Here is a 12,981-nt window from a genome sequence, read left to right on the forward strand (position 1 = left end):
GCGCGGTGACGAAAGCACGCCTCGTGCCGGACGCAAAGGTGGACAGCACTGCGCCGATCGTCTTGCATGCGAACGGAAGGGCACGGATGGCGGACGCCGGCATGGCGACACGGGACCTGACCGGGATCCTCGCGGCGATCGCGCAGGGCGACCGGTCGGCGCTGCGTGACCTCTACGCCGCCGAGGCAGCGCGCCTGTTCGGCGTGTGCCTGCGCATCCTGCGCGACCGCGCCGCGGCGGCGGATGCCACCCAGGACACGTTTCTCCGCATCTGGGACCGTGCCGACCGGTTCGACCCCGCGCGCGGCGCCGCACGGGCCTGGCTTGCAGCGGTCGCACGGCACGTCGCGCTGGACCTCGCCCGCGCGCGCGGTCGCGAACTGCCGAGCGACGATCCGGATCTCGGCGACGTGCCGGTGGAGGACGATCCCGCGGCCCTACTGGACGCGACCGCCGACGCGACCCGCCTGCGCGCCTGCCTGGAGATCCTTGAGGAGAAGAATCGCCGCTCGATTCTGCTCGCCTTCGTGGACGGGCTGTCCCATGCCCAGATCGCGGCAAGGCTGGAGACGCCACTCGGCACGGTGAAGGCCTGGATCCGCCGCGGGCTCGCGAGCCTGAAGGAGTGCCTCGCGTCGTGAGGCTGCGATGATCCCCACCGACCCGATCGAACGCACCACCCTGGCCGGCGAGTACGTGCTCGGCACGCTCGATGCCCGCACCGCCGCTGCCGTCCGCGCCGCGATCGAGACCGACATGGCGCTCCGCCAGGAGGTCGAGGCCTGGGAACATCGACTCGCGCCCCTCGCCGACGGCATCGCACCGGCCGAGCCCCCACCGGACCTGCTCGCGCGCATCGACGCGGCGCTGGATGCGCGGGCAGCGGCACCGCGGACAGTGGTGCCGCTCGCGCGGCCGTCGCGCGCGGGATTGCTCTGGAAGGGCTGGGCCGCCGGCGCGACAGCACTCGCCGCCGGGCTTGCGGCCTTCCTGATCCTCCGCCCCGCCCCCGAGGAGCCGCGCTACGTCGCCGTGCTTCAGCAGGACCGCGCCGCACCCGCCTGGGTAGTCGAGGCGAGCCCCTCGCGCGGGATCGTGCTGGCCGGCGCGGTCAACCCGCGCCCGGTGGACGAGGGTCGGGTGCTCCAGCTCTGGGGGCTCGCCCCCGGCGCGACCGCACCGGTGTCGCTCGGGCTCGTGCCGCCCGATGGACGACTCGAAGTCGATCCGCGCGTGCTCCCCCCGCAGGAGGGGATGCTGGTGGAGATCAGCCTGGAGCCGCTGGGCGGCTCGCCGATCGGCCGGCCGACCGGGCCGGTGCTCTATATCGGCCGGCTCGCCCGCGTGGACTGATCACGCGCCTGTGACCTGCCGGCTGCGTCCGTCGGACGGTTCGGTCCGTAGCCCGCGCGACGGCGCCCCGTCGTCGTATCCAGCGAAGGACCATCCACCATGCGTCATCTGCTTCTGGCCGCGGTCGCGGCCGCCGCCCTCGCACCCGCATCCGGCCACGCCGCCACGTTGATCGGGCTGACCGCCGACAACCGCCTCGTCAGCATCGACACCGACACGCGCCGCGCGTCCGCCCCGGTCGCAATCCGCGGTGTCGAGGGGCGCGTGCTCGGCATCGATCAGCGACCCGCGAACGGCACGCTGGTCGCGCTCACCGATACCGCCATGCTCTACACGATCGATCCACGCACCGGCGCGGCGACACCGCTCAGCCGGCTGACCGAGCGCGCCGATCTCGGCGGGCGCGCAGTGGTGGACGTGAACCCGACGGTCGATCGGCTGCGCGTGATCGGCGTGAACGGCATGAACCTGCGCATCAACATGGACACCGGCGCGACGCTGGTGGACGGCGCGATCAAATACGCCGACGGCGATCGCAACGCCGGCACGATGCCGCGCGTCACCGCCGGCGCCTACACCAACAGCGTGAAGGGCGCGACGCAGACCGCGCTCTACACCATCGACACGCTGCTCGGCTCGTTCAACCTCCAGGCGCCGCCGAACGACGGCATGCAGCAGAGCAAGGCGAGCCTCGGCATGAGCCTGCCGCCCGCAACCGCGTTCGACATCCTGGCCGACGGCGATGGGGGGAACCGGGGTTTCGTGCTCGCGAATGGCACGCTGCACCGGCTCGATGTCCAGACCGGCGCGCTCAGCGTGGTCGGACCGGTTGCGAACCTGCCCGGCGAGATCATCGACATCGCTGCGATGCGTTGATCCTGTTCCCACGCGCCTCCGGGCGGGGTCCCGGCATGTCCGGGACCCCACTCTCGCCAAAGCCACGCGAAGCTGAGACGATCTGCGGCGTCATGACGGCGCCGATCTTCGTTGACCATCCGATCGCGCAGGACGCGCTCACCGTGTTGCGCGATGCGCGGACGACGGGCACGGACTTCCGCGCCGCACTGGCCCGGATCGCGCTGCTGCTCGCCGCCGCGGCCTCGGTGCGCCTGCCCCTCGCGCCCATGCCGCTTGCGACACCGCTTGAGGCGATGCACGCACCGCGGCTCACCGGGCCTCTACCCTGCCTCGTCCCGGTGCTGCGCGCCGGGCTTGGCCTGCTCGACGGGTTCCTCGCGCTGATGCCCGGTGCGCCGGTCGCCCATTTCGGCGCCTATCGCGACCACGTCACGCTCGAAACGGTCGAGTACAGCTTCGCCGCGCCCACCGATCTCGCCGCGCGTGCGGCGATCGTGCTCGACCCGATGCTGGCGACCGGCAACACCGCATCGGCTGCGTGTACGCGGCTCAGGACAGCGGGCGCCCGCGCGATCAGCGTGGCCTGCGTGCTCGCCGCGCCCGAGGGACTCGCGCGCCTCGCTGCCGCACATCCCGACGTCGCTGTGTTCGCGGTCGCGGTCGATCGCGGGCTCGACGAACGGGGCTACATCCGCCCCGGCCTCGGCGACGCGGGCGACCGGCTGTTCGGCACCGGCTAGGCCTGGCTCTGCGCCTCCACGGCAAGCGGGCGCCAGTCGCGGAAGAAGGCAGTGCCGATCTCGCCCGCGACCGCGATCAGCATGCGCTGCACCCAGTCGAGGAACTCGTGCAGCCCGCCGTTGATGACCTGGTCGATCGTGCGCTCCTCCAGCCCCGCGCGCAGTTCCTCGAGCCGTTCGGCCGGCGCGCGCACGCGTAATCCGTAGCGGTGGCGGAGCTGGTCGAGGTTCCACTCGGCGAGCCGCACGCAGAGCAGCGTCGAGCGCGGGAAGGCACCGTTCAGCAGCAGGAAGTCGGCGACGCTGTGCGGGGTCAGCCCGCGCGGATGGGCGCGACGGAAGGCGTGATAGCCGGCGGCGGCGCGCAGCAGCGCGTGCCACTGCGACAGATCGAGCGCCGAGCCGATATCGGCGAGGCTCGGCAGCAGCAGATGGTACTTGATGTCGAGCAGGCGCGTGGTCTGGTCGGCGCGCTCGATCTGCCGGCCGAGCTGGAGGAAGAACCAGCCCTGGTCGCGGAAGAACGTGCCCTCGGTGATGCCGGTGTTGAGCTGCACCGCCTCCTTGATACGCGCGCAGAGGCGCGAGAGCTGATCGGCGGCTGCCTCCTCCTCGGTCAGCGCCGTCATCCAGGCGTGGAACACGTTGAGCTGCTGCCACATCTCGGTGGAGATCAGCGGCCGCAGCGTGCGTGCGTTCTGCCGCGCCGCCGCCACCGCTGCGGGAATCGAGGTCGGGTTGTCGCGATCGAGCAGATAGAAGCGGCGCACCGCCTCCGGCGACGGCTCGCCGTAACGCACCCGGAACGCCTCCTCGTCGGCGTTGATGCGCACCACGCTCTCCCAGGCCTGGGCGGCGCGCCCCGAGGTCTCGAAGGTCTGCGTCACGTCGATCACCCGCGCCATGTTCTCGATGCGCTCGAGATAGCGCGCCATCCAGAACAGGCTCTCGGCGTAGCGTGCGAGCAGGGGCTGCTTCGGCATGGCGTTCATTCGTCCACCAGCACCCAGGTGTCCTTCGACCCGCCGCCCTGGCTGGAGTTCACAACCAGGCTGCCCGGCTTCAGCGCGACGCGCGAGAGTCCGCCCGGCAGCACCCAGGTGTCGCGCGCGGTGATCGCGTAGGGGCGGAGATCGAGGTGGCGCGGGCGCAGCCCGTCGGGCGTCAGCGTCGGCCCGACCGAGAGCCCGATCACCGGCTGGCTGATCCAGTTTGCCGGATCGGCGATGAGCTTGGCGCGTGCCGCCTCCAGCTCCTCGCGCGTCGCGCGGGGGCCGATGGTGATGCCGTAGCCGCCCGATTCGCCGACCGGCTTCACGACCAGCCTGTCGAGATTCGCCAGGGTATAGGCGAGCCCCTCCTCCTCGCGGCAGATCTGCGTCTCGACGTTCTGCAGGATGGCATCCTCGGCGAGGTAGTAGCGGATGATGCGCGGCATGTAGGCGTAGAGCGCCTTGTCGTCCGCCACCCCCGTGCCGACCGCATTGGCGAGCGCGACATTGCCCTTGCGCCAGGCTGCGATCAGGCCGGGCACACCCAGCATGGAATCCGGCCGGAACACGGTCGGGTCGAGGAAGGTGTCGTCGATGCGGCGATAGATGGCGTGCACCGGGGCGAGCCCCGTGGTCGTGCGCATGAACACGCGGTCGTTCTCGACCACGAGGTCCGCGCCCTCGACCAGCGGCACGCCCATCTCGCGCGCGAGGAACACGTGCTCGAAATAGGCGCTGTTGTAGATGCCGGGCGAGAGCAGCACGACCTGCGGGTCATCGACGCTCGCGGGCGCGATCTCGCACATCGCCTCCTGCAGGCGGATGCCGTAGCCGTCCACGGGGCGCAGCGCGACGCCGCGCATCAGATCGGGAAACGCGCGCAGCATGGCATGGCGGTTCTCGATCACATAGCTGACGCCAGAGGGCGTGCGCGCATTGTCCTCCAGCACGCGGAAGGTGCCGTCGGTGTCGCGCACGATGTCGGTGCCGCAGATGTGCACGTAGGTGTTGAAGGGCACCGGGAAGCCCTGCATCTCGGGCCGGTAGTTGGCGTTGCCGAGCACGAGGTCAGCGGGCACCACCCCGTCCTTGAGGATGCGCTGGGCGTTGTAGACGTCGTGCAGGAACAGGTTCAGCGCGGCAACGCGCTGCTTCACGCCGGCCTCCAGGGTGCGCCACTCGCCGGCGGTGAGCACCCGCGGGATCAGGTCGAAGGGCAGGATGCGGTCGATCGCGGTGGCCTCGGAATAGACCGTGAAGGTGATGCCGAGGTTGAACAGGTCGCGTTCGGCGGCAGCGGCGCGGCGGCGGAGTTCCTCGACCGGCAGGGCGGCGAGACGGGCGGCGATGGCGGCCAGCGCACCTCCGTCGTCAGGGCGCGATGTCGTCAGTTCGCAGAAGAACGGCCCCGGGTCGTAGCCGGCCAGGATAGGGCGTTGAGCCGCCTCGCCGAGCCCTGCCGCCACGTCCGTCTCCCCATCCATGCGCGCCCCCGTCGTCGCGACGTGCACGGCGTCTCTCCCTGCGCCGATCCTAGGCCCGCACGCGCGCGCGAGGGAAGGCCGCGACGCTTGATCATGCCGCCCGATTCGCCGATAAGGCGGTCAAAGCGCTTCCAAACGCCGCGTCGAGTCGCGCGGCCTGCCGGCGGAGGACTCCCTTGCGCTCGCTTCTCCTGAACGCAGCCGCCGTCGTCGCGGTCGGCCTCACCGCTTCCAGCGCGCTTGCCCAGTCCTGCGCCAATGCGCGCGAGAAGGCGGCCTTCGACCTGCGCGCGTTGCAGACGCACCTGATGGTCGGCGCGCTCTCCTGCGGCATGCATGACCGCTACAACGCCTTCGTCACCCGGTTCCAGTCCGATCTCGCGGGCGCCCACCGGAACCTGACGGGCTACTTCAACCGCGTGCACGGCCGCAGCGCGCAGCGGGATCTGAACCAGTACATCACCGCCCTCGCCAACGCGCAGTCGCAGGAGGGCATCCGCCTCGGCAGCCATTTCTGCGGCAAGATCGGCCCGCTCTTCGACCAGGTGATGAGCGGCGGCAATGCCGAGCTCGCCACCGTCTCGGCCGCGGCGAGCCTGCCCCAGGCCTATCCGGTGCGGCCCTGCGACGTCCGTACCGCCGAGACGCCGGCGAACACCAGCACACGCCAGCGCTGACCTTCGCGGCGCGCTTCTCCCCGCGCCGCCCGGCTCAACCCGTCGCCCGACCTGACCTGCTGCTGCGCCCATGGCGGGGCGGCCGTGACTGCACGCCATCGCGCACGGATGGGTCTGGGCGACGCCACCGGGCCGGTCCCGGCGGCCGCATGGACGAAAGAAAAGGGGCGCCCGCGGGCGCCCCTTTCCGTCAGGCCGATCCTGCGCGGATCAGCGGAGCACGATCTCCACGCGCCGGTTCTGCGGCTCACGGACATTCGGGCCGGTCGGCACCAGCGGCTGGCTGAAGCCACGGCCGGTGATGACCATCTGGCTGCGCGGGATGCCACGGCGCTCGAGCTCCGCGGCCACCGCGTTCGCACGCCGGACCGAGAGCGCCTGGTTGTAGGCGGCCGAGCCGACGGTGTCGGTGTGGCCCGTCACCTCGATGCGGGTGGACTGCACGCGCGGCGCGTTGGTGGCGGCCTCGGCGATGATCTCGCGCGCCCGATCCGTCAGCGCCGAGCTGTCGAAATCGAAGAACACGAGGTAGGTGCGGGCCGGAGCGGGCGCTGCCGCCGGAGCCGGCGCCGGCGGCGGCGGCGGCGGCGTCACGCCGAAGGCGTAGCGCAGGCCGATCAGGAAGGTGTGGTTGTAGTTGTCGGCCTTCACGCTGCCGCCGCCACCGGCGGCCGTGACCGAATACCGATTCTCCAGCGTGCCGAAAAAGCGATACTCGGCGTTGATCGCGAGACCGGGAACACCGGCGATCGGAACGCTCAGACCGGCGATGCCCTGGAAGGCAAAGTTGTTGTCGTCGTCATCGACGAGCTGAACGCCGCCGCCGCGGACGCCATCCCACTTGGTCCAGGCCCAGCCGGCACCGGCGCCGAGATACGGATAGAGGAACCCGAGGCCGAGGTCGAAATCGACCAGGGCATTGATCATCGCGCCATAGGTCTCCTGGCGCCCGCCAGGGGATGCCAGCCGCGTCCCGCCGACCGTGATGCGGTCAACGTCGTTGTTGCGGTAGTTGCCCTCGAGTTCGACCCGGAGGCCGATGCCCGGCACAACCTGGCCGAAGCCCCAGCCGATGCGGCCGATCACCGCCCAGCCGCCGTCGAACGTCACCTCGTTCGTGCCGGCGCGCGCCGGCGAGAAGTTCAGGTCGGCGTCCTGAACGATGTTGTAGCCGCCCATCAGGCCGATATAGAGGCCGTCGACCGGCTGGGCGCTGACCGCGGCGGGCAGCACGCCCATCGTCGCAGCCAGAAGCACAGTGCGGAGCTTCATCCGTATCTCTCCTTGACCAAACCCGCGCGGGGCATGGGCCCGGCCGGTGGGCACGACGCCCTTCGGCACTCCGTATCCCGCAATGCAGGCACCATACAAAACCGACCGCGTGCTTGCACCGGGTCCACCGACGTTTTTCCCATCCTGTGGCGCGGGCGCAACAGGTGTGACCGTTCTGCGCCGAACGTCCGGTGATGCAACGCACAATGGCGGAAGAGGGCGGGAGTCGAACCCACCCGGGACTGCGTCCAGCCGCCCCAACCGGCTTTGAAGGCCGGCCGGCCCACCGGGGCCGATCCTCTTCCGTCGAATCACATCGCCCCGCGGCCGAGGTCGGGCAAGACAGCAGCGAGGTCGCGTTCATCCGTGTCGGTCAGGCAGCGGCAGTCGAGCCAGAGCCGCCCCTCGCCGATTCGGCCGAGCACCGGCACCGGAAGCGCGCGCAGCCGCGACGCGACCGATTCGACACCCTTGCCCGCCACCGTCACCGCCGCGGACAGCAGCCGGTCCTCGGGCAAGGCCCCTGAGCCGATCTGGCTCCGGCACGGCTCGACGGCGACCTGCCAGGCCGGTCCGAGCGCCGGCCGGAGCCTGTCCATGAGGCGCCCGGCGGCGGCGCGGATGGCCGATTCGGGGCGCGTCAGCAGCGCGAGGGCCGGCAGGCGCTGAGGCAGCAGGTCCGGCGCGCGGTAGAGACGCAGCACCGCCTCCAGGGCCGCAAGCCTCCCCTTGTCCAGCCGCAGCGCCCGCTTGAGCGGGTTGCGGTTGAGCCGCCGGATCAGGTCGGCACGCCCGACCACCAAGCCGGCCTGCGGCCCGCCCAGCAGCTTGTCGCCGGAGAAGGTGACGAGGTCGGCGCCGGCGGCGAGCGCCTCGCGCGCGGTCGGCTCGTGCGGCAGGCCGAATCGGTCGAGATCGACGAGCGCGCCGGCGCCGAGATCGGTCACGAAGGGCGCGCCCGCATTCTTCGCGATCGCGGCAAGCTCGCGGTCGGCAACCCGGGCGGTGAAACCGCTGATCGCGAAATTCGCCTGGTGCACCCGCATCAGCAGCGCCGTGCGTGGGCCGATCGCGTCCCGGTAGTCGCGCGCATGGGTCCGATTCGTGGTGCCGATCTCGACCAGCCGGCACCCCGCGCGCGCCATGATCTCGGGCATGCGGAACGAGCCGCCGATCTCGATCAGCTCGCCGCGGCTGACCGGCACCTCGCGGCCCTTGGCGAGCGTGTTCAGCACCAGCAGCACGGCGGCGGCATTGTTGTTGACCACCGTCGCGTCCTCGGCGCCGGTCAGCTCCCGCAGCAGGCTCCGGACGTGATGGTCGCGCTCGCCCCGCCGCCCGGTGGCCAGGTCGAACTCCAGCGTGGTCGGATGGCGCATCGCCTCGGCGGCGGCCGCGATCGCCTCCTCGGGCAGGGGGGCGCGGCCGAGATTGGTGTGCAGCACCGTGCCGGTCAGGTTGACGACGCGGCGCTGGCTCGGCGCGAACAGGCGCGCGAGGCGATCGGCGGCAGCGTCGATCAGCGCGATCTCGCCGGGCGGCTGGGCGCCGGCGCGGAAGGCGGCGCGCACGGCCTCGGCCTCCGCACGCAGCGCAGCGAGCGTGGCGTCGCGGCCGAACCGGGCGAGCAGCACCGCAGCTGCGGGCGTGCGCAGCAGCCGGTCGATCGAGGGGATGGGGGAGCGGGTCGCGGGCACGCCCGCGAGCATGCGACCCTGCCGTCGCATGCGCCACGGGGTTTGTGCGCCGGGCGAGGCTGCGCCAGCCTAGCGCCCACGCCGGATCATCGACAGGAGCAATCATGACGCTTGCCGCGGGGTTCCATGACGTCCCGGCGGGGCACGTCCCGACCGTGGTGACCCATCTCGAGATGACCACCATGCCGCTCCTGCGGCCGGCGCCACCGCCGCCGCCCTCCCCGCGCGGCCCCTGGACCATCGCGCGGGCGGAGCGTATCGACCTCGCCTGGTACCGCGCCCTCTACCGCCGCATCGGCACCGACTGGCTGTGGTCGGCGAGGCTGCTGATGGCCGATGGCGCGCTCGCGGCCCTGCTGAACCACCCGGATTTCGAGCTCTGGACGCTCCGGCAGGAGGCGGTCGACGAGGGCATCGCCGAGCTCGACTTCCGCGAGCCCGGACACTGCGAGCTGAGGCTGTTCGGCGTCACTGCCGGACTGATCGGCACCGGCGCGGCGCGGACGCTGATGAACCATGCGATCGCGCGCGCCTGGGCCCGTCCCGGGCTTCGCCGGTTCTGGTTGCACACCTGCACGCTCGACCATCCGCGCGCGCTCGCGTTCTACATCCGCTCCGGCTTCGTGCCATTCCGATATCAGGTCGAGATCATGCCCGACCCGCGGCTCGACGGCACGCTGCCGGCCGATGCCGCGCCCGGCGTGCCGATTATCCGGCCAGCGCGCTGAGCCTATCTGCGACGCACGATCCAGCCCGAGAACCTGCCGACGCTGTCCTTCGGATAGTCGTTCCGCTTGCCCCCCAGATCCCAGCCGATCGGCGTGTCTCCGGCGTTGTAGGCGGCGGTCTTGTCGTTCTCCATCTTGGTGACGTGCACGTGCCCGTCCCACGGATCGCAGACGCATCCGTGGCCTGCATGGAACTCGTCGATCACCACGAAATGCGCCCCGCCGCCATTCCAGACCACATGGCCGATCACCGGCGCGCCCTTGGCCGTCGCCGTCTTGGCCGCCTTGGCGAACCCCTTCTCGCCGGCATTGACGCACTCCCAGTTGCCGAGCCCGAGATTGCTCAGCACCGCAGGAAACTGCATCGCGTCGGAGTACTGGCTGCCGTCGTAGGGCGAGCCGGTGACCTTGGTATATTCGTCATAGACCTGCTTCTCGGTCTTCACCGCGGCGTCGAACGCGGCCTTGCTCAGCGTCGCGCCGACATAGGAGCCGATGATCGGCACCACCGAGACGGCGCTGCCCGCCGCCATGCCTGCCAGCATCAGCCCCTTCTTCATCTTGAAGTTCACCATCATGATGCTGGCCATGCCGCACGAGTTCTGCGCGTGCTGGGCATAGACCATGTGCGCGCTCGCGAAGCGCGTCAGCCGCAGGAACCAGGACATCGCGTTCCGCCCCCGCCCTCCCCGCGACCTGCCGCCCGCTCGGCCGGCGCGCGCGAGATCACAACAATCCTAGCAGGCAACGTTCCCGGCGGCTATGGGCGGGCCCGCCTGCGGCGCGCTCACCCCTGCTTCGGGTCGGGGAGCTTGATGCCGGCGAGCATCTGCCAGAAGCGGATGACGAAGGCGTCATCGCGCCCGCCATGCCCGGCGGCCGAGACGCCGAGAAAGAGCTGATGCGCCGCCGAGGTCACGGGCAGCGGGAATGTCATGCCGCGCGCCGCATCCAGCACGATGCCGAGATCCTTGACGAAGATGTCGACCGCCGACCGCGGCGTGTCGTCGCCGTCGAGGATGTGCGGCACGCGATTGCTGAACATCCAGGAGTTGCCGGCGGCCGAGCTGATGACCTCGTAGAGCATCCTCGGGTCGGCGCCGGCACGGATGCCGAGCGCCATCGCCTCGGCCGCCGCCGCGATATGCACCCCGGCGAGCAGCTGGTTCACCATCTTCACCGTGCTGCCGATGCCGGGCGCGTCACCGAGCCGCCAGGTCTTGCGCGCGATCGCGGCGAGCACGGGCTCGGCCTTGGCGAAGGCCGCCTCCGCGCCCGAGGCCATCACCACCATCGTGCCCTCGGCAGCACCCTTGGCCCCGCCCGAGACCGGCGCGTCGAGCCAGAGCAGGCCCGCCGCCTCGGCCTTCGTGGCGAGCGCGCGCGCGGCTTCGGGCGCCACGGTCGCCGAGGCGATCACCACCGCGCCCGGCGCCAGACGCGGCAGCGCGCCGCCCTCGCCGAACAGCGCGGTTTCGGTCTGCGCCGCGTTCACCACCAGCACGAGCGCCGCTTCCGTGCCCTCGGCGATCTCGCCCGCGCGCGCCACCGCCTTGCCGCCGGCGGCGATGAACGCGTCGCGCGCCTCCGCGCGCGGATCGACCCCGGTGACGTCATGCCCTGCCTTCAGCAGGTTGAGTGCCGCCCCCATGCCCATCGAGCCGAGCCCGATCGCCGCGACCTTCATGCCGTTTCCCCGTTCCTGTCAGGCGAGCGCGGCGACGAAGCTCCGCGCGCGTCCGCCCACTGTCGCCGCATCGTCGCCCGGGCGGTAGAGGGCGCTGCCGACGCCGAACCCGGCCGCGCCGGCCGCGCGCCACGCCGCGACCGTGTCGGGCGCGACCCCGCCGACCGGCAGCACCGGCAGCTCCTTCGGCAGCACCGCGCGCAGCGCCTTGAGCAGTACCGGCCCGCCGATCTCGGCCGGGAAGAGCTTCAGCGCATCCGCTCCCGCGTCGATCGCCGCGAAGGCCTCGGTCGTGGTGTACACGCCCGGCAGCACCATCAGCCCGCGCCGCGCCGCATGCGCGATCACCGCGGCATCGGCGTGCGGCATCACGATCAGCCGCCCGCCCGCCTCGGCGACGCGATCCACCTCCGCAGGCGTGCGCACCGTGCCGGCGCCGACCAGGATGTCGGCCGCGAGCGCCTCCGAGAGCCGCGCGATCGAGGCGAAGGGCGCGGGCGAGTTCAGCGGCACCTCGATCACGCACCAGCCGGCATCGACAATCGCCTGCGCGATCGGCACCACCTCCTCGGGGCGCACGCCGCGCAGGATGGCGACGAAGGGGCAGCGAGCAAGCCAGGGGGTGATGCGGCTCATGCCAGCCCCGCTTCGCGCGCGATCGCCAACAGCCCGTGCGCCGCGGCCTCCTCGCCATGGGACGTGCTGCTGATGCCGAACCGGGCGAGGGCCCGCGCGTAACGCTCGGTCAACGCCACGCTGCCGACCAGGTGCACGCTCGGCGCCTCGGCCGAGAGTTCGGCGATCTCGTGGCCGATCAGCAGCCCGGACAGCATCGACGGCAGCGCGGCGGGCGCGAGCCGGCCGAGCAGCACGCTGGCGCGCAGGCCGAACAGGTGATGCAACAACCCGCCCTCCTCGCGCGCGCGATCCAGCCCGGCATCGAACGCCGCGGGATCGTCGGGCGGGTTCTCGGGAATGAGCGGCGCGAGGATCGACTGCGTGCGCATCAGCCCGAACACCTCGCCGGTCATGGCGGTGCGGAAGCCACGGATGCGCCCGTCCTCCAGCACCGCCCACTTGCTGTGCGTGCCGGGCAGACAGAGCACATGCCGCCCCGGACCCAGCGCGGCCGCGACGCCCAGAATCTGCGTCTCCTCGCCGCGCATCACGTCGGGCGGGTCCTGCGAGACGCCGGGCACGATCCAGGTCTGCGCCGCGCCTGGAACGGGGGCGAGCGCCAACGCGATCACGCCGAGCCCGGCCGGTGCCGCGACATAGGGCGCCTCGATCCAGCCCTGGCGGCTGCCGATCATCCCGCACATCAGCACCGGCGCCGGACGCCAGGCGCCGATGGCACGGTCGAGCACGCCGGCGAAGTCGCCATCGGCCACCGTGCGGATGCCGAACGGCCCCGACATCCGCTCCAGCACCGACCCGTCCGGCGCGAGCCGCCAGGCACGGAACGAGGTGATGCCCCAGTCGACCGCGATCAC

At 71.7% G+C, this 12,981-nt stretch carries 14 protein-coding genes and 1 tRNA gene; 6 read left to right on the forward strand and 9 right to left on the reverse strand.

Translation table 11 applies throughout. From position 1 onward, the window contains the following. Window positions 1-101: 101 nt before the first annotated feature. From F563_RS0100715 to upp, 4 genes are all read left to right on the forward strand, one after another. Complete coding sequence (locus tag F563_RS0100715) at window positions 102-641, forward strand: sigma-70 family RNA polymerase sigma factor (RefSeq protein WP_026299213.1); 540 nt, start codon at window positions 102-104, stop codon at window positions 639-641. Window positions 642-648: 7 nt separating this feature from the next. Continuing rightward, window positions 649-1,353, forward strand: coding sequence for an anti-sigma factor (locus F563_RS0100720; protein WP_019012715.1), 705 nt, complete (start codon window positions 649-651; stop codon window positions 1,351-1,353). A 99-nt stretch (window positions 1,354-1,452) separates the two neighbouring features. Further along, window positions 1,453-2,229, forward strand: a complete 777-nt coding sequence (locus F563_RS0100725) for a DUF4394 domain-containing protein (protein ID WP_019012716.1) — start codon at window positions 1,453-1,455, stop codon at window positions 2,227-2,229. A gap of 92 nt (window positions 2,230-2,321) precedes the next feature. Beyond that, window positions 2,322-2,951, forward strand: a complete 630-nt coding sequence (gene upp / locus F563_RS0100730) for a uracil phosphoribosyltransferase (RefSeq protein ID WP_019012717.1) — start codon at window positions 2,322-2,324, stop codon at window positions 2,949-2,951. Here upp and F563_RS0100735 read toward each other — a convergent pair. Together F563_RS0100735 and F563_RS0100740 are read right to left on the reverse strand one after the other, a co-directional pair. Continuing rightward, complete coding sequence (locus tag F563_RS0100735; protein ID WP_035574366.1) at window positions 2,948-3,934, reverse strand: alpha-E domain-containing protein; 987 nt, start codon at window positions 3,932-3,934, stop codon at window positions 2,948-2,950. The two genes, upp and F563_RS0100735, sit on opposite strands and share 4 nt — an antisense overlap. A 5-nt stretch (window positions 3,935-3,939) precedes the next feature. Then, a complete protein-coding gene (locus F563_RS0100740; protein WP_019012719.1) occupies window positions 3,940-5,427 on the reverse strand; it encodes a circularly permuted type 2 ATP-grasp protein in 1,488 nt (495 codons plus the stop codon). Between the two features lie 176 nt (window positions 5,428-5,603). Between F563_RS0100740 and F563_RS21055 the strand changes: the two genes are divergently transcribed. Further along, on the forward strand, window positions 5,604-6,104 hold the full coding sequence (locus tag F563_RS21055; protein ID WP_019012720.1) for a hypothetical protein: 501 nt from the start codon (window positions 5,604-5,606) through the stop codon (window positions 6,102-6,104). Window positions 6,105-6,314: 210 nt separating this feature from the next. Here the strand turns inward: F563_RS21055 and F563_RS0100750 are convergent, their stop codons facing one another. The 3 genes from F563_RS0100750 to selA form a co-directional block, all read right to left on the reverse strand. Beyond that, complete coding sequence (locus F563_RS0100750) at window positions 6,315-7,376, reverse strand: OmpA family protein (RefSeq protein ID WP_019012721.1); 1,062 nt, start codon at window positions 7,374-7,376, stop codon at window positions 6,315-6,317. 207 nt (window positions 7,377-7,583) lie between these two features. Further along, a tRNA-Sec gene (locus tag F563_RS24625) sits at window positions 7,584-7,681 on the reverse strand. Between the two features lie 6 nt (window positions 7,682-7,687). Continuing rightward, window positions 7,688-9,073 (reverse strand): L-seryl-tRNA(Sec) selenium transferase, encoded by a 1,386-nt coding sequence (gene selA, locus F563_RS0100755; RefSeq protein ID WP_211211301.1) that lies wholly within the window; start codon window positions 9,071-9,073, stop codon window positions 7,688-7,690. Between the two features lie 104 nt (window positions 9,074-9,177). Between selA and F563_RS0100760 the strand changes: the two genes are divergently transcribed. Further along, window positions 9,178-9,801 (forward strand): GNAT family N-acetyltransferase, encoded by a 624-nt coding sequence (locus tag F563_RS0100760; protein WP_019012723.1) that lies wholly within the window; start codon window positions 9,178-9,180, stop codon window positions 9,799-9,801. 2 nt (window positions 9,802-9,803) lie between these two features. Here F563_RS0100760 and F563_RS0100765 read toward each other — a convergent pair whose 3' ends face one another. The 4 genes from F563_RS0100765 to F563_RS0100780 form a co-directional block, all read right to left on the reverse strand. Continuing rightward, a complete protein-coding gene (locus F563_RS0100765) occupies window positions 9,804-10,469 on the reverse strand; it encodes a hypothetical protein (RefSeq protein ID WP_019012724.1) in 666 nt (221 codons plus the stop codon). 119 nt (window positions 10,470-10,588) lie between these two features. Further along, complete coding sequence (ltnD, locus tag F563_RS0100770) at window positions 10,589-11,488, reverse strand: L-threonate dehydrogenase (RefSeq protein WP_019012725.1); 900 nt, start codon at window positions 11,486-11,488, stop codon at window positions 10,589-10,591. A gap of 18 nt (window positions 11,489-11,506) precedes the next feature. Further along, complete coding sequence (locus tag F563_RS0100775) at window positions 11,507-12,124, reverse strand: 2-dehydro-3-deoxy-6-phosphogalactonate aldolase (RefSeq protein ID WP_019012726.1); 618 nt, start codon at window positions 12,122-12,124, stop codon at window positions 11,507-11,509. Further along, on the reverse strand, window positions 12,121-12,981 hold the full coding sequence (locus tag F563_RS0100780; RefSeq protein WP_019012727.1) for a 2-dehydro-3-deoxygalactonokinase: 861 nt from the start codon (window positions 12,979-12,981) through the stop codon (window positions 12,121-12,123). Before F563_RS0100780 ends, F563_RS0100775 begins: the two co-directional genes overlap by 4 nt.

Origin of the sequence: Elioraea tepidiphila DSM 17972 (genome assembly GCF_000378465.1) — a bacterium.
GTDB classification, from domain to species: domain Bacteria; phylum Pseudomonadota; class Alphaproteobacteria; order Acetobacterales; family Acetobacteraceae; genus Elioraea; species Elioraea tepidiphila.

Excerpts from the sequence above, each read along its gene's own strand:
- ltnD (WP_019012725.1), bottom strand. The coding sequence starts at position 11,488 with ATGAAGGTCGCGGCGATCGGGCTCGGCTCGATGGGCATGGGGGCGGCA.
- F563_RS0100720 (WP_019012715.1), top strand. The coding sequence starts at position 649 with ATGATCCCCACCGACCCGATCGAACGCACCACCCTGGCCGGCGAGTAC.
- F563_RS0100725 (WP_019012716.1), top strand. The coding sequence starts at position 1,453 with ATGCGTCATCTGCTTCTGGCCGCGGTCGCGGCCGCCGCCCTCGCACCC.
- F563_RS0100775 (WP_019012726.1), bottom strand. The coding sequence starts at position 12,124 with ATGAGCCGCATCACCCCCTGGCTTGCTCGCTGCCCCTTCGTCGCCATC.
- upp (WP_019012717.1), top strand. The coding sequence starts at position 2,322 with ATGACGGCGCCGATCTTCGTTGACCATCCGATCGCGCAGGACGCGCTC.
- F563_RS0100740 (WP_019012719.1), bottom strand. The coding sequence starts at position 5,427 with ATGGATGGGGAGACGGACGTGGCGGCAGGGCTCGGCGAGGCGGCTCAA.
- F563_RS0100760 (WP_019012723.1), top strand. The coding sequence starts at position 9,178 with ATGACGCTTGCCGCGGGGTTCCATGACGTCCCGGCGGGGCACGTCCCG.
- F563_RS0100750 (WP_019012721.1), bottom strand. The coding sequence starts at position 7,376 with ATGAAGCTCCGCACTGTGCTTCTGGCTGCGACGATGGGCGTGCTGCCC.
- F563_RS0100715 (WP_026299213.1), top strand. The coding sequence starts at position 102 with ATGGCGACACGGGACCTGACCGGGATCCTCGCGGCGATCGCGCAGGGC.
- F563_RS0100735 (WP_035574366.1), bottom strand. The coding sequence starts at position 3,934 with ATGCCGAAGCAGCCCCTGCTCGCACGCTACGCCGAGAGCCTGTTCTGG.
- F563_RS0100765 (WP_019012724.1), bottom strand. The coding sequence starts at position 10,469 with ATGTCCTGGTTCCTGCGGCTGACGCGCTTCGCGAGCGCGCACATGGTC.